At 37.2% G+C, this 24,833-nt stretch carries 16 protein-coding genes and 1 other annotated feature; of the genes, 8 read left to right on the top strand and 8 right to left on the bottom strand.

Features of this window, described 5'->3' with window-relative positions:
* Positions 1-1,839: S-layer homology domain-containing protein (locus ISU02_RS23005; RefSeq protein ID WP_207736516.1), on the top strand; the 1,839-nt coding region annotated here is incomplete at its 5' end.
* A gap of 401 nt (positions 1,840-2,240) precedes the next feature.
* On the opposite strand, the gene ISU02_RS23000 is transcribed toward ISU02_RS23005, so the two are convergent.
* The 3 genes from ISU02_RS23000 to ISU02_RS22990 form a co-directional block, all read right to left on the bottom strand.
* Positions 2,241-2,846: a Fic/DOC family protein gene (locus ISU02_RS23000; RefSeq protein ID WP_194704209.1), complete on the bottom strand. Its 606-nt coding sequence runs from the start codon at positions 2,844-2,846 to the stop codon at positions 2,241-2,243.
* Positions 2,839-3,030 carry an antitoxin VbhA family protein gene (locus ISU02_RS22995; RefSeq protein WP_194704208.1) on the bottom strand — a complete coding sequence of 64 codons (192 nt, stop codon included), beginning with the start codon at positions 3,028-3,030 and terminating at the stop codon, positions 2,839-2,841. The genes ISU02_RS23000 and ISU02_RS22995 overlap by 8 nt, the downstream gene beginning before the upstream one ends.
* Before the next feature lie 219 nt (positions 3,031-3,249).
* Positions 3,250-3,666, bottom strand: a complete 417-nt coding sequence (locus ISU02_RS22990; RefSeq protein ID WP_194704207.1) for a hypothetical protein — start codon at positions 3,664-3,666, stop codon at positions 3,250-3,252.
* A gap of 615 nt (positions 3,667-4,281) precedes the next feature.
* Between ISU02_RS22990 and ISU02_RS22985 the strand changes: the two genes are divergently transcribed.
* A complete protein-coding gene (locus ISU02_RS22985) occupies positions 4,282-5,481 on the top strand; it encodes a hypothetical protein (RefSeq protein ID WP_194704206.1) in 1,200 nt (399 codons plus the stop codon).
* 151 nt (positions 5,482-5,632) lie between these two features.
* A complete protein-coding gene (locus ISU02_RS22980; RefSeq protein WP_194704205.1) occupies positions 5,633-8,431 on the top strand; it encodes a P-loop NTPase fold protein in 2,799 nt (932 codons plus the stop codon).
* Positions 8,432-8,548: 117 nt separating this feature from the next.
* On the opposite strand, the gene ISU02_RS22975 is transcribed toward ISU02_RS22980, so the two are convergent.
* Both ISU02_RS22975 and ISU02_RS22970 read right to left on the bottom strand, forming a co-directional pair.
* Positions 8,549-10,690, bottom strand: a complete 2,142-nt coding sequence (locus ISU02_RS22975; protein ID WP_194704204.1) for an anthranilate synthase component I — start codon at positions 10,688-10,690, stop codon at positions 8,549-8,551.
* 143 nt (positions 10,691-10,833) lie between these two features.
* Positions 10,834-11,085, bottom strand: a binding site (T-box leader).
* Positions 11,086-11,264: 179 nt separating this feature from the next.
* Positions 11,265-11,960 carry an aspartate/glutamate racemase family protein gene (locus tag ISU02_RS22970; RefSeq protein ID WP_194704203.1) on the bottom strand — a complete coding sequence of 232 codons (696 nt, stop codon included), beginning with the start codon at positions 11,958-11,960 and terminating at the stop codon, positions 11,265-11,267.
* 229 nt (positions 11,961-12,189) lie between these two features.
* Between ISU02_RS22970 and ISU02_RS22965 the strand changes: the two genes are divergently transcribed.
* On the top strand, positions 12,190-13,206 hold the full coding sequence (locus ISU02_RS22965) for a hypothetical protein (RefSeq protein ID WP_194704202.1): 1,017 nt from the start codon (positions 12,190-12,192) through the stop codon (positions 13,204-13,206).
* Between the two features lie 157 nt (positions 13,207-13,363).
* Here ISU02_RS22965 and ISU02_RS22960 read toward each other — a convergent pair whose 3' ends face one another.
* Positions 13,364-13,879 carry a peptidylprolyl isomerase gene (locus ISU02_RS22960; protein WP_194704201.1) on the bottom strand — a complete coding sequence of 172 codons (516 nt, stop codon included), beginning with the start codon at positions 13,877-13,879 and terminating at the stop codon, positions 13,364-13,366.
* A gap of 170 nt (positions 13,880-14,049) precedes the next feature.
* Complete coding sequence (locus tag ISU02_RS22955) at positions 14,050-14,484, bottom strand: Dps family protein (protein WP_194704200.1); 435 nt, start codon at positions 14,482-14,484, stop codon at positions 14,050-14,052.
* Between the two features lie 109 nt (positions 14,485-14,593).
* Here ISU02_RS22955 and ISU02_RS22950 point away from each other — a divergent pair, with 109 nt between their 5' ends.
* The gene (locus tag ISU02_RS22950) at positions 14,594-14,902 is read left to right on the top strand and encodes a winged helix-turn-helix transcriptional regulator (RefSeq protein WP_194704199.1); all 309 of its coding nucleotides are present in this window, start codon (positions 14,594-14,596) and stop codon (positions 14,900-14,902) included.
* Between the two features lie 189 nt (positions 14,903-15,091).
* On the opposite strand, the gene fba is transcribed toward ISU02_RS22950, so the two are convergent.
* Positions 15,092-16,027, bottom strand: a complete 936-nt coding sequence (fba, locus tag ISU02_RS22945) for a class II fructose-1,6-bisphosphate aldolase (RefSeq protein ID WP_194704198.1) — start codon at positions 16,025-16,027, stop codon at positions 15,092-15,094.
* A 265-nt stretch (positions 16,028-16,292) separates the two neighbouring features.
* Between fba and ISU02_RS22940 the strand changes: the two genes are divergently transcribed.
* From ISU02_RS22940 to ISU02_RS22930, 3 genes are all read left to right on the top strand, one after another.
* Positions 16,293-17,744, top strand: coding sequence for an RsmF rRNA methyltransferase first C-terminal domain-containing protein (locus ISU02_RS22940; protein ID WP_207736514.1), 1,452 nt, complete (start codon positions 16,293-16,295; stop codon positions 17,742-17,744).
* Between the two features lie 65 nt (positions 17,745-17,809).
* Complete coding sequence (locus ISU02_RS22935) at positions 17,810-18,544, top strand: pseudouridine synthase (RefSeq protein WP_207736513.1); 735 nt, start codon at positions 17,810-17,812, stop codon at positions 18,542-18,544.
* A 311-nt stretch (positions 18,545-18,855) separates the two neighbouring features.
* The coding region (locus ISU02_RS22930) for an FG-GAP-like repeat-containing protein (RefSeq protein WP_194704196.1) at positions 18,856-24,833 on the top strand (5,978 nt) is incomplete at its 3' end.

Genomic DNA, 24,833 nt, shown 5'->3' with positions numbered 1-24,833 from the left:
TCTGCCGGAGCAGGACAGGTGATCCCAGTAACCTTCACAGATGGTGTTGGGACGGCCAATCTGAAATTAAACAAGGCAGATGGACAAACCCTAGGCTTTAGTCTTGAATCAGTGACAACACTGACAACGAATACACTGACAATCACGCCGATTCATAGTACAGCTGCCTCAATTGTAGTGACACAGGATGTTATGGCGCCAACATCGAATGGCAGTAGCTTTGCGCAACAACCCAAGGTTGCAGTAAAGGATGCGTTTGGCAATGCTTGTACAGGGGATAACACAACTGTAGTAACAGCAGCTCGAGAAGATGGTGGCACATGGACGCTGACCGGGACCACAACGGCAACAGCAAATGCAGGTGTTGCAACCTTCACAGACTTAGGGGCCACCAATGCCGCTTTAGTCAATAATGCGCAACTTGGATTCACAGCAACAGGATTTACAAAGGTAACCAGTATGGCTGTGACCTTACCAGCACCTGCAGGTTCAAATGATCAAGGGGAATCAGAAAAAGAACAGAGCACGATAACAACACCTACTACACAGCCAAGCCAAGAGTCAGCCAGTGTAATTATCAATGGTAAAGAGCAAGAGGTAGGTAAGGAAATAAAAAAAATTGAAAATGGGAAATTAACCGTAACTATAGAAGTTAACAATACAGTGATGACAAGCAAAATTAATGAAACAATTAAAAATAATATAGCCAAAACTAAAAATAGTATACAAGTGATTATAACTGATACTAAGACTGACGTTGCAAAAGTAGAACTTACAGGAGATATTATCAAGAAACTTGAAGAAAACATCTTTAATGTATCTGTTAAGCGTGATAACGTGGAATACGTCATTCCTGCAGAAGAATTTACTATTGATAAAGTTGCGGAAAATCTTGGTGTTTTGGAAAAAGATTTGGAAAGTATTAAAATTGAAGTTCGAATTACCAAGTTAGATGAAACCATGGTCGCAAAATACAATGTAAAGGCTAAAGCAAATGGGGCGGAACTTGTATTCCCGCCAACTGCATTTGAGTTGGATGCAAAAATAACCAAAGATGATGGCACAACAGAGAAAGTTGAAATTAGTAAGTTTAGTAATTACGTAGAGAGAGTTATGGAAATCCCGGTGAGTGTGGATCCAAATAAGATCACTACGGGTATTGTATTTAATATGGATGGTACGTATAGTCATATCCCTACAGTCATCTTTCAAAGGAATGGGAAATGGTATGCAAAACTAAATTCACTTACCAACTCAAACTATTCAGTGATTTGGAATACAGTTACTGTGAGCTCTGTAGAAAATCATTGGTCAAAGGATGTCGTTAACGATATGGCATCTAGAATGATCATTTTTAATCCAAAAACTTTTGTACCAGATCAAAAGATTACGAGAGGTGATTTTGCGGAATATATAGTGAGAGCCTTGGGATTATATAGAGAAAATTCAGAGTATGTAAACAAGTATGTGGATATGAGTGTAATGGGTGATAGAACGTCAGCTATTCTCATCGCAAGTGAAATCGGAATCGTGACGGGATATACAGATGGTACATTTAGACCAGAGGCATTGATCACTAGAGAGGAAGCTATGACTATGTACCAAAAAGCCATGAAGATCACCAACCTTGTCGGAATTGACCCCAATAGTTATCAAAGTTATTCAGATTTTTCAAAAGTAAGTAGTTGGGCAACAAATTACGTTAAGGAAGTACTATCAGCTCATGTTATTAGTGGAACTACAGCTACGACTATTTCACCAAAATCAAATTTGACCTATGCTGAAGCAGCACAAGCGATCAAAAATTTATTGGTGAAGTCAGAGTTGATTAATAAGTAATCGTAGAAAAAGGAGTGCTATAAACAACAAAGCACTTCTTTTTTAATGGCAAACACGCCCTAACATCACATTACTGGCACGCGGTCCTCGCTGGGCTGCGGAGTGCCAGTAATGTGATGTTAGGGCGTGTTTTTTAGTATGATAAAGGGTTCATGTGAAAGTGAATTTTGGCACTCTGACGATACATATGTGGTATCCAAAGTTTCATTTTATCAAGAAGTTATGGCAATAGACTTTTGTCAAAACTCACAAAGGATATCCTTGATGATTTGGGTGTTAAATTATAAATAGAACACAAAGAGGTCGCTATAATTACATCTCTGGCACACAGTCTTTGTGAAACTGTGGAGTGCCTACAATGTGATATAGAGACCTCTTAGCGATCAATATGTAAAATCAAGTCATTCCGCTTCAATTGCTTGACTTATGCAATCTTCCAGCAACGACAAATCAAAATCAACGGCCAAGATTGTCGCTTTAAGAAGGGCATTTGAATCTATTTTATACCAGTTAATTTCATAGCCATTTTTGAGTGCCAATTGTCTGACGAACTCTCGGATGGTTCTGCCATTGCCTTCGCGAAAAGGATGAATTACATTTAGTTCTGACATATAATAAGCTATTTGCTTTATAAATGCTTCACGAGAAGAGTCCAAAAGAAAATGCTCTCGTTTCAACTTTCCAAGCACATTTTCAAGATTCGCCTCAATATACTGACACAAGCAAAATTGAGTATTTCCTTTGGATATATCTTCAACTCTAATTTTCCCAGCAAAAGGATAGAGATCTTGAAAAATATACTTATGAATATTTTTTAAGTGTGTTACTCCAAACCTACCGTTTTTCGCATTTAAACAGAGCTCGGAAAGGCGGATGGACGTCAGGTCGGCTTCAAGTTCAATCAATGTCTCACTATCCATAATTTCAAAGTGATTGATATAAACTTCTGTTTGTGGATAGCAATAGATTGATTGCACCTTTTCTTTATGATTGTATCTGCTATACATTGGATTTAACCTGAACATTGTAGTTTTTCAATATTTCAGCTCTGGCCTCTGTGCCAGTAATTTTTCCTTCTAATACCTGCTTGCTCATATTGATTGCAGTTCTACTAGGTCTTAAATTTTCAAAGGCTAAAGTCGCTGCCACATTTTTGAGTGATTTTTCAATCGACAATTTTTTTATACTCATAATGACACCCCCTCATATTCTCATTATACCATATAGCACATACGTTAGAAATAGAAGTACCAGCTCTATTTATCAAGATACCCCTTCAAGAAAATTTTAAGTTTTAAAGCTTTGGATTTAAATTATATCGTTATTTTCGATGGCTACCAATCGGTTGAAATCATTGTATAAGTTACGACTCAGTGAATGAGTACCAAGTTATACCATGAGCATAATGAACTAAATATCGTATTCTATGAGATAAATGCGGTAACTGCGGTCCATTTTTTTTATCGTAATGGTTTGAAAGTAGCTACCGGCACGATCTTCAATGTGAACTGAGAAAATTAAAAGGGTTTTATCCTTATTTTCATCGATTTGTACAATGCCGTCTGTCATGATCTTATAGGGTGCCCATTTATTTTTATAGAATTCAGTGTTGCTGAGAGTACTGACAAATCCGTCTGTATAGATGTCAGACAGAGTATATTCGGCTTGATTGTATTGAACTTCTAATGAGGCCTTGATAAGTGCCTCTACATTAGTATTATCCAGTTTTTCATAGCCCTTTAGATTGGACTCTATGGCGTAAACCAACACAAGTAAAATACCAATGATGACTAAAGCTTTAATGGCGATACCGCGTTGTTTTTGCATATGACCTCCTTTTTATCATGAGTGTTGTCATTTCTTTTAACCATAGCAATCGAAATCATTTCGCTTTTCTAAACAAATAGGTAAAGGGCGCTAAAGAAATTGCAATAGCAAGTACCATTAGCCGAGTCTCATAAAATATTTTGAGAATTAAAAAGCTGGATAGCCAAAAAGAGCTGAAATGGATAATTTTCAATATATTTTTGCTTAGATGAGTACGGATCAAAACATTGGCAGTTAATAAGATGAAATAGAGTATTATGTATATTGTCTGATTCATAGAGACTCCTCTGATTTATAATCGTATTTTGTTTGGTTTTATTATACCATATTATGGTGCTTATTTATTTTAAACAATATCCAATAAGAGGCAAAATATTGTATAAAGAAATGGGTTGGTATTGCTGATTATTTATAGGGAGATAATCGGTTGAGTGGATTATAAATTGAAATAAAGGTTAGAGGGTTCGCGCAAAACATGATTTTGACACTTTAACTCATAAAAAGAGTTACTAAATATGTAGTGAAAACTTTTCTATTTTGGAAGGTGTTTACATGTCCTGCGTGGAATATTACTATGAGGATAAAATAACTTAAAAAAGGGAGCCCAATTGACTTATGGGGAAAAAATTATTTAAACATATTTTCATATCCAAATTTAATTTTCAAATCAGTTCATTTATATTTTTTCTGTGTGCACTAATGACACTGGTAAGTACAAATTTTATATTGCATAATGTACCCAATTACGAAAAATTGCCAAATGAAAATTATATTGAATTGCTAAATATTGCTGAACCAGCTGCATCCTATATAAATGCCAGTGTCACTGAAGAAGCGTTTCAAAAGAAATATGCCAACGCAAATAATCGTCTTGACGTTAAAGAGTTAATAGAATTATCAAAGAAAAGTTATATAGACAAGGTCTATGTCATTGATGAAAAATATATGATTGCTTTAAAAGACAATAAATTCGCCTTACCGATTGTCTCAATCCCGAAGAGTATATCACAATCTCCAAATTATGAAAGATCTTATCCGGGGTTTTCAGGATTTTTAATATCAGGTAGATTGCCAAATGACAATGAATTTGAAGCCGTAGTATCTTATCCCCAAATGCAAAGTGAATGGCATTTCGAAGGTAATATGGACGCCATAATAGGCAGCAAGATTAAGATCAACCAAAAAGACTATACAGTTGTTGGTATTACCAATTTACCGATTGTTGCAATTTCATTTCAACATGATAGGACAACTCAATACGGTGTAATAGAAGTATCCACAGATTCAGAGGTTGCATTAAATGAGATTATAGCCTACAAGCTGGCAAATGGATGGTCAGATTCAAATTTATTTTTTGATAACGTGTTTATTTTATACAAAGCAGGAAGCGAAAATCAATTAATGCCCTATCTCGTAGAAAATGCCCCAAGTTATCAATACACTTCAAATTATGTTAATGAAGTGGTGAAGATGGACAAATTTAAAAGGATAATGCCTCAAATGATGGTATACACGATTATTCTTTGTATGGTTTTCTCACTAGTAATCATATTAGTTGCAAGAAAGTTTTTTGAGCAAATTTACAACGATGTCAAAGAAACCAGTAATCCCAATTTTCAGCCGGATAAAAATGATCTGGTCACGTATTCTGTATTAGCGACAGATTTTTTATTCGCATTGCCCATGATGTTTATTTGCTCATACCTTATATTGAGGAAAAATATCATATTTCAGTTACCATTTTTCTTAATATGTATACTGATGTTTGCATTATCCATAGGGATTTTAAAATTTATAAATAGAAAAGGGGATTAAGTTATATATTACATTTGCATTGATTCTTTGCGCATATGATATCAATGTGAGCTTATACACTTTTGATGTGAACGTATATTAATTTTTAATGATATAATAATCATAAAAAAACGGGGGGAAATAGTTTGTATTTTGAACTATGAAAAGGGCTATGAATTTAGAATTCTCAGAGATACTAGCAAATAGAACTATTATAGATTTTTACTTGAGTCATAAGTTAATATTTTTTATAATTTCAATTGCGGGTTGCTTAATATTTATATGGCTGACTAAAGTTACTTTTAGAAAGTTAGTGGACTTATTTATAGACAGTATTAAGCAAGCTTTTGTTGTATTATTTATAGGTCTTCTGTTCTATAAGTGGAATCTAGACATAGGTATAGATGAAGTGTTTTTTATTAATTGTATTTTTGGAAGTCTGATCATGACATGTATATCATTGCTTTATGGTGGAATTGTATATTATAAAGAACGTAGTAAGTATCTAAAAATGCATTCGAAGGTATTCAGATATTTACTATTGATAAGCATTTTGTTTTATTCAAGTTTAGGGAGAATCGATATTTTTGAATTGTCTATGGCAATTCTAGTCATATATTCACAAATTCTATTTGAAGAAGTAATGACTAAAAGAAATCGCTTACAATTAGATCAAGCTAAAAATCCGAAAAATGAGGATAATTCTCTTCGAGATGACAGTATCGTTACCAAAAAAGAGGATTTATTTAAAACAAGAAAAAATCAATTAGAGTCTTTTGTGAATCATTTGAATTCTATGAAAGATTCAACAGCTTCTATTGGTATCAGTGCAAAATGGGGGATGGGAAAAACCAGTTTTGTGAAAGTCTTGCAAAATGAAGTCGAAGGCAATTTTATATCTATTGATCCCAATATTGATAGTAGTTATGAAAGCATGACAAAGCAGTTAATGATTCAGCTAGAGCATATATTGGATGACAATAATATTTATTCAGGCAAATCCAGTGGGTTAGAGCAGTATTTTAAATCTATTTTATCTATTATTACAAATCCAAGAGAAAACCTCACAAGCGGATTAGCGACTATTTTTGAGCCTAAAATCAATCTCGAATTTAAATATTTTAAAGATGAGATATCATCCCAAATCCAATTGTTAAACAAAAAGAAAACTAAAAAGGAAGATGAAAAGCGACTTTATATAATCGTTGATGACCTAGATAGGTGTTCAAGTGATACGATAAAAGATACGATTAAATTTTTGAATACAATTCTCTTAATTCCAGGGTGTTATATTCTGTTCTTACTTGATTTTGAACAATTCAAGGAAAATAAAATCGATGATGGTTATATTCAAAAGTATTTTACTGAAAGATTTGAGCTGTCAACGATCAGAACGAAAGAAATTGTTCGGTTTTTCATAGATAGAGAAGTTTATTTAAAACCAGAATTCAGGAAAAATCTTGATTCTGTTTTAACGTCGCAACTGGATATTTTTCTAGAGAACGACGAAATAAACCTTGATAAATATTTAGATAGAATAAGAGCTGAAATAGAGCGAATTAAAAGTGAAAATCCTAAAAATAACAAAGAGAGAGTAGAGCCTTTAGAAAAAATAACTACAGTTCTTGAAAAGGCATTAGTTGATCCACGGAAAATGAAGAGGTTTTTTAGAGAGTTTGAGCGTGATATTGAAATTGTAAATCGTCTTTGGTTTGGAAATGAATTTAGAAGACAAAGTGATTATAGCAATGAGAATTGGATTAGGTGTATCTGTAACATAAATTTTGTAAAAATATATTTTGAAAATGAATATAAAGAAATAGTGAGCCAACTCTCATCAAAGGGGAGATTTTCAGAAGATATTCCTGATATAGCAAACTTATTTATGGAATTAAGATATATGGATAATAGTATGGTTAGGGCGATCACTAAAATTATTATTTTTGAATTATATAAGGAAGAGAGCGATAAAATTTTTCCGCAGACTCAACAAATCAAAATAGAATTAAAAAATGGAAAACTCGTAAAAAACAATATAATTCCTGCAATGGATCAGATGAGATGGGATAAAGGTAGAGATGAGTATATTCATGTGATCATTAACTCAACATTGAGTCCTGAGATCGGAGAAGAAGATCAAGATAAAATAATAATTCAATTGATTGCAATGTTAGAAAATTTTTATAATTATGGAGGTAATGTTAATTCAAATATTGCAAATAGCATGCTCACAAAGTTTAAAGATAAAATATGCAATTTTGATGGTGATAAAAAAAGTGAGATTAAGACCACGATTAGTTCTTTAAAAAGAAGGATTTTGATGAATTGTTCTAATCAAATGATTCCACTAATTGAAGTAAGCTTGTTAGGTAAAAAGAAATATGATGAAATTGAAAGTGTTTTTGCAGGAATCTTTACAATAGAACAAATGAGTTATCAATTAAATGAATTTTGGATACCGAGTATTGATAACTCTGTGTCTATAGATCATATTAATTCAATTGATATGATCATAAAATTTATAAAGGATATTAAGGGAAGAATACTAGGAAAATATCCTGTGATGGAGAGATTTATTAATCACACAAGTGAGCAAATTATTCAAGGTTTGGACATAGTGGATGTGATTTCTAGATTTGAAGTCATCATTGATAATAGTAGTGCCTCAGAAAATTCTATATTTATTAAATTTGCTCTAGAAGATTTAGATACGATTATAGAGAAAGTTGAATCTTTGAGTTCAAATGGGAATATAGAATCTAGGGAATACATTGAAAAAAATGCAACGAGATTTAAAGAGTTTTGTTTCCAACTTGCTAACTCTGAAAAAAAAATAAGTAGTACCTCAATTGATAAATTAGAAGAAATTTATACATTATTTTCAGGAGCATTGCAAGATAGCCCAGAGGAAAAATATTTTTTATATACAATAGTAGTCTTAGAGAAGCTTAGACCATCATCAACGGCATAATTCACCATTAAAACCCCCACCCTCTACACTCACATTGTAGGCACTCCGCAGCCTCGCGAGGACCGCGTGCCGAAGAGGTGAGTGTATAGGGTGGGGGTACTCTATGTGCAATAAATTTTATAATCCCAAATCCTTAAATATATTATCAATCAATCTCAGTCCATTACTATTACTAGAAGTCAGTAAAGATTCTGGATGGAACTGAACCGCAGAAATCGGCAGTGTCTTATGTCTTACGCCCATGACGACGTCTTCATCATCCAGCGCAAACACATCAAGGGTATCAGGCACTTTTTTAGCGTATAGCGAATGGTATAGGCCGACATTGATTTGATTTTCCATACCTTTATACAATGCAGGTTTATTTAAGGTGACTTTGAATTTTTTGCCATGTCGCGGATGGTCGAGAATGCCCAGTTGGCCTCCAAAGTGTTCCACGATGCCTTGTAGTCCAAGGCAAACACCGAATATTGGAATCTCGTTCTCAACACAAAGACTTATGGTTTCACTTAGAGAAAATTGCTCTGGATTTCCGGGACCGGGAGAGAGCACCACCACATCGTACGAAGTATTTTCCTTAAGGACTTTTCTGGCATGATGATGTCTTAACGTGACCACCTCAGCACCTAATTGCTTCATATAGTTTCCAAGTGTGTGTACAAAAGAATCTTCATGATCTACAATGAGTATTTTTTTACCTGTATAACTGTTAAAGGTTAAATGCTTCTTCTCAGTTGGGTCGAAAGCCACAATGCTTTTTAAGAGTGCACGGGCCTTAGTGTAAGTTTCCTCTTCTTCATCTGCTGGATTAGAATCAATCAATAAAGTTGCCCCCACACGAATTTGAGCGATTTGATCCTTCATTCTAATGGTTCTCAGCGTCAACCCAGTATTCATATCGCCGTTGAATAGCATGAATCCCACAGCGCCGCCATACCATGCTCTCGGTGTTTTTTCTTCATTTTCAATCCATTCTATGGCTGCCCTCTTAGGAGCACCTGTGATGGTTACAGCCCACATATGCGTTAAGAAGGCATCAATGGCATCAAAACCGGGCTGTAACTGTCCAACCACATGATCTACAGTGTGTATTAAGTGAGAATAGAATTCGATTTGTCTTCTACCGATCACTTCCACAGAGCCGGGAACACAAATTCTAGATTTATCGTTGCGGTCCACATCAGTGCACATGGTCAATTCATTTTCGTCTTTTGTAGAATTGAGTAAGGTTCTCACTTGATCGGCATCTTCCAAAGCATTGCGACCTCTTTTGATGGTTCCGGAGATCGGGCAGGTCTCTACTTTATCGCCTTCAACTCTGACGAACATCTCAGGGGATGAACCCACTAAGGATTCTTTTCCCAAATTCAAATAGAAATTGTAAGGGCTTGGATTGATTCTTATGGTATTTAAAAAGACCTCATAGGGGTTTAACTCAATTTTTTGTGCAAGTATATGAGAGGGAACTACTTCAAAGAGGTCGCCCCGTTTAAAATAATCAATGGCCTTTTCGACGATTTTAGCATAACTGCCTTTTTCAGAAGTTATATTTTCAAGTGCTTCTGACTCGATTTGGCAGAGACCGGTTGTTCTTTCTTCGCGACTTAAACCCAATGTGGTGCCTTTTTCAGTTGTGAAATCATAAGCTATTGTATATTGTTTTCCAAGTTGTCTGTCTTTGACATACAATTGATCAGGTAAAAATAGGACGAGATTTTCTTGACCTTGAGGTCTTTCTTTGTTAAATCTGATTTCCGACTCAAATTGAAAGACTAAGTCATAGCCAAAAGCACCATATAAGCCCAGTTTGTCATCCTCTTTTGAGTAAAACAAGTCTATAATATTACGAATGACTAAAAAGATTGAATTCTGTTTACTGCGTTCTTCTTCGCTAAAAATGGCATTGCTTTTTTCAATGTGGCCAACGATATAGGCTTCACTTTTTTCTATGATGTGGATGCCACTGAGTGCAGAAATACTGTTCGTAATGACGTCAAGCAGAATATCCCCCCTCGAATTTAGAGCTTGAATGATAAACTTGCTTTCAAAAAATCTAAGTTCTAGACAGGGGTCTGTAAAAGCGATTTCCCATCTTGAATAGCGACCGGGATATTCGTAATTGCTGGCAAAAACACCGCCTTTTTTATAAACCAGTTGTTGGGCAATGCTTTCGATAATATTTTCTTGCTCTAAGTATGCCTTGGTTTTGTCAATTTTGATATTGCCCTTAGTGTAATAAGTCTGTTCTCTTTTGTGCATGATTTTGCCTCCTCTAAAATCTAATTTGCAAACTGTCTTTCAAAGATCTCATGTTTCTGTTTCAAGAGGCATGAAAGGCGACCAAAGCACATGCATATTTTATAAGCGTTATTTTATAAAATAAAAAAACACTTAGCCCCAAAAATTGGGACGAAGTGTTTGCTTCATTATGCCACCCAATACTTAAATAAGTATCGCTATTCATACTCAGATACGGAAGTGATCTTCGATATCCTACTCCTGTAACGTGGAGAAACGGCATCAGCTACTTTAATCAATTTCACCTTGCTTCTCATGAACCCATTCCTTACTATCGTTAATATCGGACTTTTCACCAATCACCGACTCGCTATAAGTAACGCTTAATAAGTACTCTCTTCAATCTTAGAATTTATTTTATATTTTTTTGATTATAGCTTTATTCCATGACTTTGTCAATAAAAATACCTATTTTAAAAGTTAATTGGAAAGATTATTTTGCATAAAGGAAGTTATATTTTGTATGAGATTAAAAAAAATTTGTTTTTTTTGGATGTATTTGAATAAGTTAAAGGCTTTCAATACTGATGCTCTATCACGCTTCAAGGGCAAACGAAACTGCTGCTTTGGAATGGATTTCGGTGGTATCAAAGACGGGGATAGAGACATCTTGCTGCTGAATCAAAAGTGGAATTTCAGTACAGCCTAAGATAACACCTTCGGCGCCATCAGATGCCAGTTTCTCGATAATTTTGGCATATTGCAACTTACTTTCTGGGTTGATGATGCCAACAACCAATTCATTGTAAATGATATCGTGAACGATTTGTCTGTCTGATTCATTTGGAATAATCACGTCTATGTCATGCTTGTCTTTTAAGACTGCTTTGTAGAAATCACCTTCCATCGTGAATTTCGTACCCAGTAAAGCGACTTTTTTCAGATTTTTTAACTTAATGCTTTTACCCGTTACATCCGCAATATGTAGCACCTTCAAACCCGTCTCCTGTTCAATGTTTGGCGCCATGAGATGCATGGTATTGGTACAGATCACAATAAATTCAGCACCTGCATTTTTTAAATTTTGGGCCTGTGTAACCATTTCTTTTGTAAGTGACTCCCAATCACCATTGTGTTGGAGCGTTTCCACATCATGAAAATCAAAGGAGAACATCACACATTTCGCAGAGTGTGATCCGCCCAGTTTTAACTTAACCTCTTCGTTGATAATTCGATAGTACTCTAGTGATGATTCCCAGCTCATGCCGCCTAATAAACCAATCGTTTTCATAGTTGATCGCCTCCAGTTTAACATTATAATATTTTACATACAGTATACCAGATAAGCGCCAAAGTATAACGCTTTAAACAGATATTAGAATAAAAACTTTAAGAGGACTCTTGAATTTTAAAAAGATGTAACGCAAATGTATTTGTAATGTAATGGCAAAATGTTAAACTATGGACGTGTGATTGATATTAGAATAAGCATGGACATTACAAATAGGGAGGTTTATATGATGAAAAAATTTAAAACGAAGAGGCGGTATGCTGTTTCAAAATTATTGATTTTGATGATGCTGTTCTCTCAAGTTATGATGGTTAATGGGTTTGCTGGCACTGATGCGCCTCAGCTTATTGAGACGGTGAATGCTTCGATGCCTTGCTACATAATAGCTCTAAACGATGAAGTGTATGATAATACAACCGCTGAGTATCCTTTTATTACTTACAAAAATATCTTGTATTTACCGTTGACTAATCAAAACTGCGCATTTTTAGGTATTAAATCTAGCGCCTATTTTCAAATCCCAACGAAGTCCAATACACTTTTTATTGGAAATGCAGACCCTACAGTGGTCAAATTAGATGTTCTTTCAAAAAAACGAAAGAATCCACTTTCGGTAAAGGCCAGTATTTATGATTATAAAGTGGCTCTAAATGAAATCGCTTCTGATGAATTCTTTGAAAACAACTTGTCAACTTATCCTGTTATAACTTATAATGATATGACATATCTGCCTTTGACTTGGGAAAATGTGGTTGAAAAATTAGATTGGCAATATGCTTACGACTCAGAAGATGGATTCGTACTGAAAACTCAAGATGTTAACCGCCCTGTTCTCGATGATCACATTATTGGTGTACAATCACCTCACAGTATTAAACAATATGCTATTTTTGAGGATATTTATATGGAATACCCGCAATCGACACTTGGAGGGCACTATGAATTTGTTTACAAGGCAAGAGGTCAGAGTGAGGTTTCAATTAATCTCCAAGAGCAATTACGTGGTGGGGACTACAATTTTAATCGATTAGCTGACACCAATGGCTATGGGCACAACAAATCTAATATTGAACCGTCGTATGAAAATGGCGTATTCTCAATAGCTTGTACAGTGGGAACAAACGCTTCTGATGGTTCAAAGGCATCACCGCTTGTGTATAAAAATTATCTTCTAAAAATTGACTTGGAAAAGGGCGAAATTATTGAACGTAGGCCACTGGACCTTTTGGATTTTACAGTAGATTAGCTGCTGTAGGTATAGGCAAAGGCGCTCCTTGTAAAATAGATACAGCCCCATATGATCAGATAAAAGGCACGCCGCAGTCTAGCGAGGACCGCGTGTTTTTTATCTGACTATATGGGGCTGTTTTACTTTGTTGAGAATATTGAATCAAACTAATTACTTAGAATTTCTCAATTTCACCAATTTCGTAGCCATTGAGTTCAACGGTCATTTTTTCAATCACAACATCTTCTTTAGGACGATCCTGAGCGCCTGTTTTGACATTTGCAATTTGATCAACCAATTCTAAACCTTCTATGACCTTGCCAAACGCAGCATAACTGCCATCAAGATGTGGCGAGTTTTTATGCATGATAAAGATCTGGCTCCCTGCACTATTAGGCATTTGAGATCTCGCCATAGATAGGACACCTTCAGTATGCTTAAGATCGTTTTTAAAGCCGTTACTGCTGAATTCACCTTTGATGCCATAGCCGGGGCCACCCATGCCAGAACCGTGTGGACAACCACCTTGAATCATAAAGCCTTTGATAACTCTGTGGAAAATAAGACCGTCATAATACCCTTCGCTTGCAAGCGTTAAGAAATTATTCACAGATGTAGGTGCTATTTCAGGATAAAGTTCAGCAACCATAGTGCCAAAACCTTTTACTTCTATTTTTACTTGTGGATTCATTGTAAAACCTCCTTATTTTTCTCCTTACTATTTTAACACACTATCGAAAAGATGAACACATTTTTGAAGGTATGGTTAAGCGTATAAGTGCAACAAAAACGCCCCTTTTGGGGCGTGAGAACATGTAGGATAGCACTCACTGCTTAAAGAAGCGTTTTTGATAAGTCAAATTATTTATTCATACTGGATAAAAACCAAAGATTTTTTTCAAAGCCTGTAATATGCTCTTCAAACATATTTGCAGTGCTAAAATCGTCTTCTTCAATCGCCAATTGACGTATTGAGAGGGCCTGTTTTTTGAAGTGATTTAAATCGTCTAAAAGGATATTGAGGACTTCTTTGGTTGAGAAATTTTTAGGTTCTAGCTCTTCGATTGAAGTTATTTCAAGATAATCTTTTAAGCGGGTTAGGGGAGTGACACCTTTGATTTTAAGTTGTTCAGCTACATCGTCAAATTTTGAGAAGAAGTCATCATAGAGACTTTCTGTAAAATTGTGAATGGCAAAGAAGTTAACGCCAACCACATGCCAATGTAAATTGTGTAATTTGATGTTCATTACTGCTAAATCAGCAAGGTATAGGTTCATTTGATCTGTTTTATTCATGTTATCCTCCTTTAATTTAAATGAAATTAATTATCATTTGTTTAAGTATATGATAGAATAGAGATAACAAAAAGAGACAAAAATGTTTCTTAATCCAGTGGGAGGCAAGATGAAATCGACAAATACAATGACTGAGGGCTTTCAACTTATACATGATGTCTTCAGAATGAGGTGGATTCCAGAAATTATATCGGTTATTGGTCAGGGTTATCATGGGTATAACGAAATTCTGGGACAAATTGATTTTTTAAGCAACACGGAACTTAATCGCAAATTAAAACTTTTATTAGATAGACAGGTGATTGACAAAATTGAAAATCAGGATCAGCATGGGTATTATTTAAACGCGTTCGGAGAGGATTTGGATCATATTTTTAAGCACTTTATTGAAATGAGTGAAAAATATATAAAAAAGTAAATAACTCAGGAAGGTCCCTTGAATGGTCTCAATTAATGCTTTAGAATAGAGAACGAATTATTCATATGAATAGAGAGGACAGTTAGAAGCGTAATCCATATTTGCAGGACACGAATTTTTCGGACACGATTTTGAACATAAAATGAAAAGGCCTTTAAAAATTAAAGGCCTTTAACACTAGCATTTTTTTTATTTTTGATCGCAACCTAGTACATTAATCATTTTATGTTTTACCATACCGTAGATTGCTTCTCTAGCAGGTGCCAAGTATTTTCTAGGGTCAAAATTACTTGGATCTTTTGAAAATTGTTGTCTGATTGTTCCAGTAAGAGCAAGTCTTAAATCAGAGTCAATATTAATCTTGCAGATGCCGTATTTTGCAGATTCTCTCAATTGAGGCTCAGGGCAACCCTTAGCATCAACCAGTTTACCACCGTATTCATTACACATAGCAACATATTCAGGTACTACTGAAGAAGCGCCGTGTAATACAAGTGGGAATCCTGGAAGAAGATCAGAAATGACTTTTAATCTTTCGATGTCTAATTTCGGATCAGAATCAGCAGCAAACTTGTATGCACCATGGCTTGTTCCAATAGCAATTGCCAATGAGTCACATCCAGTTTTTTCTACGAATTCAACTGCTTGTTTAGGATCTGTGTATGTTGCATCTTCCGCTGACACATTGACTGCATCTTCGATACCAGCAAGTCTTCCGAGCTCAGCTTCAACAACAACACCTCTTGCATGAGCATACTCAACTACTTTTTTAGTGAGTTCGATGTTTTCTTCAAATGATAAATGAGAACCATCTACCATAACTGAAGTAAAGCCATCATCAATACATGCTTTACAGATTTCAAAATCTTCACCATGATCGAGATGGAGTGCGATATCAAGCTCTGGATGCTCGATTAAAGCAGCTTCAACTAATTTTTTCAAATAAACAGGACTTGCATATTTACGCGCCCCTGCAGAAACTTGAAGAATCAATGGTGATTTTGTTTCAGCAGCAGCTTTAACGATACCTTGGATAATTTCCATGTTGTTTACGTTAAAGGCACCAACTGCATATCCGCCTTCATAGGCTTTTTTGAACATTTCTTTTGTCGTTACTAATGGCACTGTAATCACTCCTTTTAATATATGGATTAAGTGCAAATTTTGGTTACAATTTTTATAAACAAAATACCTGCTATATATGATATTATAAAGCATATGTCATGAAATGGCTAGACTAAAATGAAAAGGATTAGTTAGAATGTCAAAAATCAAAAGTTGAGTAACCCTTTACCCTATGATGTTGTTTACGGGAAGTATACGATGCAGCATAAGGGGCAGATGTTTTATGCGAAACTGACTTTTGACACTCTAACAGTGGACTAGAAAAATGAATTTGCCGATTGCATTTTTAGATAGGATGAAGATAAAGTTAGGAACTGAATTTGAAGCGTTTTTAGCGTCTTATGATACACCTGTTTATACTGGGCTCAGAGTTAACACTTTGAAGATTTCAGTAGAAGATTTTCTTGAAATTTTTCCTTATCCACTCGAACCCATTGAATGGACAGAGGATGGCTTTTATTATAGAGAGGAAGATCCAGTGACTAAGCATCCTCTTTTTTATGCGGGACTCTATTATATACAGGAACCTTCAGCGATGTCACCTGTGACTGTGTTAAACCCTCAAAGTGGTGATAAAATACTCGACTTATGCGCAGCTCCAGGAGGAAAATCCCTTCAAATTGCTTCATTCACTAAGGACTCAGGGTTGCTTGTGACAAATGACATCAATGATAAACGCGTCAAAGCAATTGTGAGGAATGTAGAAAAATATGGTGTTAAGAATGTTTTGATTCTCAATGATGATCAGCATACAATAGCCAGAGTATTACCACACTATTTTGATCGCATACTCATAGATGCGCCTTGTTCGGGAGAGGGCATGTTTAAGAAGGATTCTAAGGCCGTAAAGGCTTGGGCATCTTATGCAAATGAAACCTGCGCGAAGATGCAAAGAGAAATATTAGAGGTCGTTCCAGACCTTGTGAAGGAAAATACCGAATTGGTTTACTCCACTTGCACCTTTTCAGAAGTTGAAAATGAGGCGCAGATGTTATATTTAGAAGCACTGGATGCAGGGTTTAAAAAGCAATATGTCACCTCCGATTTTTTTGATGTAAAGAATGGTGTGGCACATCTTTGGCCACATTTAATTAAAGGTGAGGGACATTTTATAGGTTCTATGATCTATCAAAATGGAGCTTGCAATGAAGCGGTTGGCATAGGTAACAATGACCAGTGCGTTGAGAGGAAAAATAGCAGGCACTTTGTAAAACCACAAAGACAGGATGAAAAAAAAGGATCAAATCGAGTGAAAAAAGACCGAAATGCTCGGGCTGAGATCGTAAATGAAATGCCAACAGTTCTTAAATCTTTCTCAGAGCAGTATTTAAATCAGGTGTTAAGCGGGACTTTTATGATCGAACGCGAAAAAATTTATTTGTTACCAGAACAAGAAGTAGACATCAAGGGCTTACATGTGGCGAGGTATGGATGGCTTTTAGGTGAAATTAAAAGGGATAAGTTTGTGCCGAGTCAAGCTTTTGCCATGGGATTGTGTATGGCCGATTTTAAAAATGTTGCCAATTTACCCGCTTCATCCGTTCAAGTGTTAAAGTTTCTAAAAGGTGAGACCTTAGACTATGATGAAGTCAATGCATATGGAACGCTAACAAAGGGCTTTTGTCTGTTTTGCACAGAAGGGTATCCACTTGGATTTATAAAAGTAGAACAAGGCCTTATCAAAAATTTATATCCAATATCGTGGCGAATGATGTAATGTGAGTGTTTCATCAATATCATTTTGAATGGCGATAATATTATTTTAATTGAGGAGAAAAATAAATGGGCGAGAAAATTAGGCTGGATAAACTGCTCTCTAATATGGGAAAAGGATCGAGAAATGAAATGAGGGATGCACTTAAATTTGGACAGGTCAAGGTCAATGGCTGTGTGGTGAAAAGTGGCAAGCTGAAAGTGGATGTGGTGACAGACGAAGTGCTTTTTCAAGGTCAAAAAGTCACGTATCAAAAGCATATCTACTTGATGATGAATAAGCCACAGGGGGTTATATCGGCAACAGAAGATCATCATCATAAGACGGTGATTGACTTGCTTCAAGAGGATGTCAATTTTTACAATGTCTTTCCCGTGGGGCGATTGGACATGGACACAGAAGGGCTGTTGTTATTGACTGATGATGGCGAGTTGGCGCATAATTTACTCTCGCCTAAAAAACATGTTCCAAAGCTTTATTTTGCAAAGATTGATGCCAAAGTGACCGATTTAGATGTCCAAAAATTTAAAGAGGGTATCACAATAGATGATGGCTACCAATGCAAACCTGCTGAACTTCACATTTTATCTTCAAATGAAAGCGAATCAGAAATTGAACTGGTGATTTATGAAGGCAAGTTTCATCAGGTTAAGCGTATGTTCGAAGCTGTTGAAAAAAAAGTGACTTTTTTAAAACGCATGAAGATGGGAACTTTGAAATTGGATGAGAATCTGCCTAAAGGTGCGTATAGAGAATTGACGCAAGAAGAACTAGAGGGTTTGGTCTCTGGTAAAGGAGAGTAAAGATAGCATAGACCATCTTTTTTTATAGAGATAGACCACATGCCTAAAATTTGACCTATAAACATCCTTATATATACAAATAGAATCTGTAAAAATACACGAGAAATCAAAAAATTAGCTATTTTCTATAAAATGACTAGGGGTGTATGATATAGTTGATAGTGGAAGAATACTTCATAGCTGAATGGGTAAAAACTATGAAGATACGAGGAAATCCAATGAAGCATGGCCATATCAGCAGTTGAATTTTCTTAATTATTAAATATGAGAGGGGGCGTAAACTGCAAATTAGTATTTGTAGTTCAATTAAAATGAATTTTAGACTGAAAAAAACAAAAAAAATATTAGTGATTATGTTGATTACTGTGATGATTTTCCCATACTCATTTTCAGGCATTTCGAAAGCTGAATCTGTAGGCGGTATTGAGTATGTGGCGGGTACAAATCCAATTTCAACAGCAGGTGCTACGGTAGATGATGGCACAACGAGATATTTAATAAATATTGATTATGATTCAGATGGTGATGAAGATTTTATAGCTTACAATGGGAGTCAATATGCTTTTTATAAAAACGATGGCGCTGGTTTATTTATAGAGGTGGAACCCAATGTGACATTGCCTATAAAGAATGCAGAAGACTATTTGGTGGCAGACTTCGATAATGACGGTGATGAAGATATCTACGCTGTTGGGGGGTATTTCAGAAATAATGGCGACGGCACATTTACATCCGTACCAAATCCAGTTTCAACAGCGGGTGCTACGGTAGATGATGGCACAAAGAGATATATAGTCAATATCGATTATGACTCAGACGGTGATGAGGACTTTATAGCCTATAATGGGAGCAAATATGTTTTTTATAAAAATGACGGGAGTGGTTCATTTGCAGAGATTACGCCTAATGTGACATTGCCTATAAAGAATGCAGAAGACTATCTTGTGGCAGACTTTGATAATGACGGAGATGAAGATATCTACGCTGTTGGGGGGTATTTCAGAAATAATGGCGACGGCACATTTACATCCGTACCAAATCCAGTTTCAACAGCGGGTGCTACGGTAGATAATGGCACAACGAGATACATAGTCGACATCGATTATGACTCGGACGGTGATGAGGACTTTATAGCCTACAATGGGAGCAAATATATTTTTTATAAAAATGACGGGAGTGGTTCATTTGCAGAGGTAGAGCCCAATGTGACATTGCCTTTAAAAAATGCAATTACCTATCTGATAGCAGACTTCGATAATGACGGAGATGAAGATATCTATGCGCCTGGAGGTTATTTTACTCAGAATGGGACGGCGTCAAATACCAATAATAGACCTCCAAAACTAACTCTTACGTCACCAACAGATGATGCGACAAATTTCCCTATAGGTGGGGACATTATACTTGATTTTGATGAGCCTATCTTATCTGCTGGAACTGGGAAGATTAGCATTTATAAAAGTGATGATGATTCACTTATTGAATCTATAGAAGGGACAAATGAAAAGGTCAGTGGTGTTAATAGCAATAGCATAGTTATCAAGCCAAGTGTGACATTAGAAGGAGAAACTGCTTATTATATTAAAGTAGAACCGAAAGCATTTTTTGATGAAGATGGTATGACTTTTGCCGGAATTTTGGATAAGACAACGCTTAACTTTGTAACAAAAGTGTCTTCAAGCCCAGAAGATCTGATCAATAAAATATACTTTACAGAATCGAGCTCAGGGCATTATAGAGTAGCTAGGACAGATTTAGATGGTACAAATTTGGAACAGATATATTACACAGATACAGGGAATCCAGCGAGCGTTGCAGTAGATTCTGAAGCGAGTAAAATCTTTTTCTCAGATCCCAAAGATGGCATTGCAAAAATTTATAGTTTAGACTTAGATGGCAGTAACCTACAAGTTATTTTAAGTAATGTATACGCTGATGATATAGCAGTAGATGCAGTCAATAGCAAAATCTACTTTACGGAATCAAAGACAGTATCAAGCGTAGACCGCTATAGAGTGTGTCGAATTGATTTAGATGGTACAAATTTGGAAACCTTGTATGATTCTCCTACAGGGACCCCAAAGAGCGTGGCTGTTGATCCAGTAGCAGGTAAAATCTATTTTTCAGACCCTCATACATCTGTTAAAAAAATATACAGCGCAAATTTAGATGGCAGCAATCCGCAAGCAATTATAAGTGACGTGTATGCTAATGATATAGCAGTAGATCCTATAAATGACAAAATTTATTTCACAGAGGGGGAAAATAGTCATTATAGAGTAGTCAGGACAGATTTAGAGGGGAGCAATCTGGAAATCATATATGAATCTGACTATGGAATGCCACAAGGCGTAACGGTTAATCCAACAGCAAGTAAAATCTATTTTTCAGATCCAAGTATAAATGTTAAAAAAATATATAGTGCAAATTTAGATGGAACAAGTGTAACTGAAATCGTAACGAATATGTATGCCAATGACGTTGCATTTCCATTTGTGGAATCTTCCAATACGTCTCCAACGGCTGCTAACTTTACAGTATCTTCAGGTCTTTTCCAAGATGCGACTTATACTTTTGGGACTGCGGATTTTGGCTATTCAGATGGGAATTCAGATGTTCTAGATCATCTGCGCATCACGGCAGTACCTGCCAGTGGAACGCTGTACGTGGATGCCAATGATAATGATCTGTATGATAGTGGAGAAGCTATATTAAATGGTGCAACTATCAGTAAAACAGACTTGGATGCAGGTAATTTACAATATATAACGGATAATAGAGCGGATACTTCTTTTACATTTGATGTAAATGATGGCACCAGTTATAGTGACACAACTTATACGGCTACTTTAAATATTTCAGCTGCAGCCACTGTAAGCACACAAGCAGTGACTTCAATAACGTCAACAACAGCAACAGGACATGGAAATATAACGGATTTAGGGAAACCAAATCCAACTGCGTATGGCGTATGCTGGAATACAACAGGAAGTCCAACAATCTCAGCTGATAAAACAGATGAAGGCGGCGCAACAGCAACAGGAGCCTTCACAACAAGTATGACTGGTCTAAGTGCAAATACAAAATACTACGTGAAGGCGTATGTAACGAATGCAGTCGGGACACGATATGGCGAGGAGGTTGTTTTTTCAACAGACACCACAGCGCCAGTACTGACCGCAGGCACAGTGAATAGAACCAGTGATACAGCAGGTAGTGTGAAATTTACCTCAGATGAAGCTGGGAATTATTACTACGAAGTCGTTGCGTCAGGCGATCCAGAGCCAACCATAGATACAAGCGGTTCAGGGACGGTGTGTTCACAAGGTGAGATCACAATCACAAACCCTGTTGGCCTCACAGCAGGTGCAAAATCCATCTACATTAAAGTTAAAGACAGTGCGGATAATGTGAGCAATGTTTTAAAAATAGATATCCCAGCATATGTAGCGCCAGACACCACCGCGCCAGTATTGACTGCAGGTGCAGTGAATAGAACCAGTGATACAGCAGGTAGTGTGAAATTTACCTCAGATGAAGCTGGGAATTATTACTACGAAGTCGTTGCATCAGGTGATCCAGCACCGACAGTGGACACAAGCGGTGTTGGTACAGCGTGTACCACCTCGGAGACGACGATTGATCTCAGTGGCCTCACAGCAGGTACAAAATCTATCTACATTAAAGTTAAAGACAGTGCAGATAACGTGAGCAATGTGCTCAAAATAGATATACCGGCATATGTGGCACCAGACACTACCGCGCCAGTACTGACCGCAGGTGCAGTGAATAGAACCAGTGATACAGCAGGTAGTGTGAAATTTACCTCAGATGAATCTGGGAATTATTACTACGAAGTCGTTGCGTCAGGCGATCCAGAGCCAACCATAGACACAAGCGGTTCAGGGACGGTGTGTTCACAAGGTGAGATCACAATCACAAACCCTGTTGGCCTCACAGTAGGTGCAAAATCCATCTACATTAAAGTTAAAGACAGTGCAGATAACGTGAGCAATGTGCTCAAAATAGATATACCGGCATATGTAGCACCAGACACTACCGCGCCAGTATTGACTGCAGGCACAGTGAATAGAACCAGTGATACAGCAGGTAGTGTGAAATTTACCTCAGATGAAGCTGGGAATTATTACTACGAAGTCGTTGCATCAGGTGATCCAGAGCCAACCATAGACACAAGCGGTTCAGGGACGGTGTGTTCACAAGGTGAGATCACAATCACAAACCCTGTTGGCCTCACAGCAGGTGCAAAATCCATCTACATTAAAGTTAAAGACAGTGCGGATAATGTGAGCAATGTGCTCAAAATAGATATACCGGCATATGTAGCACCAGACACCACCGCGCCAGTATTGACCGCAGGCACAGTGAATAGAACCAGTGATACAGCAGGTAGTGTGAAATTTACCTCAGATGAAGCTGGGAATTATTACTACGAAGTCGTTGCGTCAGGCGATCCAGAGCCAACCATAGATACAAGCGGTTCAGGGACGGTGTGTTCACAAGGTGAGATCACAATCACAAACCCTGTTGGCCTTACAGCAGGTGCAAAATCTATCTATATTAAAGTTAAAGACAGTGCGGATAACGTGAGCAATGTGCTCAAAATAGATATACCGGCATATGTGGCACCAGACACCACAGCGCCAGTATTGACTGCAGGCACAGTGAGCAGAACCAGTGATACAGCAGGTAGTGTGAAATTTACTTCAGATGAAGCTGGGAATTATTACTACGAAGTCGTTGCATCAGGTGATCCAGAGCCAACCATAGACACAAGCGGTGTTGGTACAGCGTGTACCACCTCGGAGACGACGATTGATCTCAGCGGCCTCACAGCAGGTGCAAAATCCATTTACATTAAAGTTAAAGACAGTGCGGATAACGTGAGCAATGTGCTCAAAATAGATATACCGGCATATGTAGCACCAGACACTACCGCGCCAGTATTGACTGCAGGCACAGTGAATAGAACCAGTGATACAGCAGGTAGTGTGAAATTTACCTCAGATGAAGCTGGGAATTATTACTACGAAGTCGTTGCGTCAGGCGATCCAGAGCCAACCATAGATACAAGCGGTGTTGGTACAGCGTGTACCACCTCAGAGACGACGATTGATCTCAGTGGCCTCACAGCAGGTGCAAAATCTATCTATATCAAAGTTAAAGACAGTGCAGATAACGTGAGCAATGTGCTCAAAATAGATATCCCAGCATATGTAGCACCAGACACTACCGCGCCAGTACTGACCGCAGGTGCAGTGAATAGAACCAGTGATACAGCAGGTAGTGTGAAATTTACCTCAGATGAAGCTGGGAATTATTACTACGAAGTCGTTGCATCAGGCGATCCAGAGCCAACCATAGATACAAGCGGCGTTGGTACAGCGTGTACCACCTCAGAGACGACGATTGATCTCAGTGGCCTTACAGCAGGTGCAAAATCTATCTATATTAAAGTTAAAGACAGTGCGGATAATGTGAGCAATGTGCTCAAAATAGATATACCGGCATATGTGGCACCAGACACTACCGCGCCAGTACTGACTGCAGGTGCAGTGAATAGAACCAGTGATACAGCAGGTAGTGTGAAATTTACCTCAGATGAAGCTGGGAATTATTACTACGAAGTCGTTGCGTCAGGCGATCCAGAGCCAACCATAGATACAAGCGGCGTTGGTACAGCGTGTACCACCTCAGAGACGACGATTGATCTCAGTGGCCTTACAGCAGGTGCAAAATCTATCTATATTAAAGTTAAAGACAGTGCAGATAATGTGAGCAATGTGCTCAAAATAGATATACCGGCATATGTAGCACCAGACACTACCGCGCCAGTACTGACCGCAGGCACAGTGAATAGAACCAGTGATACAGCAGGTAGTGTGAAATTTACCTCAGACGAAGCTGGGAATTATTACTACGAAGTCGTTGCGTCAGGCGATCCAGAGCCAACCATAGATACAAGCGGCGTTGGTACAGCGTGTACCACCTCAGAGACGACGATTGATCTCAGTGGCCTCACAGCAGGTGCAAAATCTATCTACATTAAAGTTAAAGACAGTGCGGATAACGTGAGCAATGTGCTCAAAATAGATATCCCAGCATATGTGGCACCAGACACTACCGCGCCAGTACTGACCGCAGGCACAGTGAATAGAACCAGCGATGCGGCAGTGACTGTGAAGTTCACTTCTAATGAATCCGGGAGGTACTACTACAAAGTCGTTGCATCAGGCGATCCAGAGCCAACCATAGACACAAGCGGTTC

Source organism: Fusibacter ferrireducens, assembly GCF_015352425.1.
GTDB lineage: Bacteria > Bacillota > Clostridia > Peptostreptococcales > Acidaminobacteraceae > Fusibacter_A > Fusibacter_A ferrireducens.
This window is presented reverse-complemented; position numbering and strand designations above follow the sequence as displayed.

What these genes read in the sequence shown, in the direction of transcription:
- ISU02_RS22980 (WP_194704205.1), top strand. Translation starts at nt 5,633, where the DNA reads ATGAATTTAGAATTCTCAGAGATACTAGCAAATAGAACTATTATAGAT.
- ISU02_RS23000 (WP_194704209.1), bottom strand. Translation starts at nt 2,846, where the DNA reads ATGTATAGCAGATACAATCATAAAGAAAAGGTGCAATCAATCTATTGC.
- ISU02_RS22960 (WP_194704201.1), bottom strand. Translation starts at nt 13,879, where the DNA reads ATGAATCCACAAGTAAAAATAGAAGTAAAAGGTTTTGGCACTATGGTT.
- ISU02_RS22940 (WP_207736514.1), top strand. Translation starts at nt 16,293, where the DNA reads ATGAATTTGCCGATTGCATTTTTAGATAGGATGAAGATAAAGTTAGGA.
- ISU02_RS22950 (WP_194704199.1), top strand. Translation starts at nt 14,594, where the DNA reads ATGAAATCGACAAATACAATGACTGAGGGCTTTCAACTTATACATGAT.
- ISU02_RS22935 (WP_207736513.1), top strand. Translation starts at nt 17,810, where the DNA reads ATGGGCGAGAAAATTAGGCTGGATAAACTGCTCTCTAATATGGGAAAA.
- ISU02_RS22975 (WP_194704204.1), bottom strand. Translation starts at nt 10,690, where the DNA reads ATGCACAAAAGAGAACAGACTTATTACACTAAGGGCAATATCAAAATT.
- ISU02_RS22970 (WP_194704203.1), bottom strand. Translation starts at nt 11,960, where the DNA reads ATGAAAACGATTGGTTTATTAGGCGGCATGAGCTGGGAATCATCACTA.
- ISU02_RS22985 (WP_194704206.1), top strand. Translation starts at nt 4,282, where the DNA reads ATGGGGAAAAAATTATTTAAACATATTTTCATATCCAAATTTAATTTT.
- ISU02_RS22990 (WP_194704207.1), bottom strand. Translation starts at nt 3,666, where the DNA reads ATGCAAAAACAACGCGGTATCGCCATTAAAGCTTTAGTCATCATTGGT.
- ISU02_RS22995 (WP_194704208.1), bottom strand. Translation starts at nt 3,030, where the DNA reads ATGAGTATAAAAAAATTGTCGATTGAAAAATCACTCAAAAATGTGGCA.
- ISU02_RS22965 (WP_194704202.1), top strand. Translation starts at nt 12,190, where the DNA reads ATGAAAAAATTTAAAACGAAGAGGCGGTATGCTGTTTCAAAATTATTG.
- ISU02_RS22955 (WP_194704200.1), bottom strand. Translation starts at nt 14,484, where the DNA reads ATGAATAAAACAGATCAAATGAACCTATACCTTGCTGATTTAGCAGTA.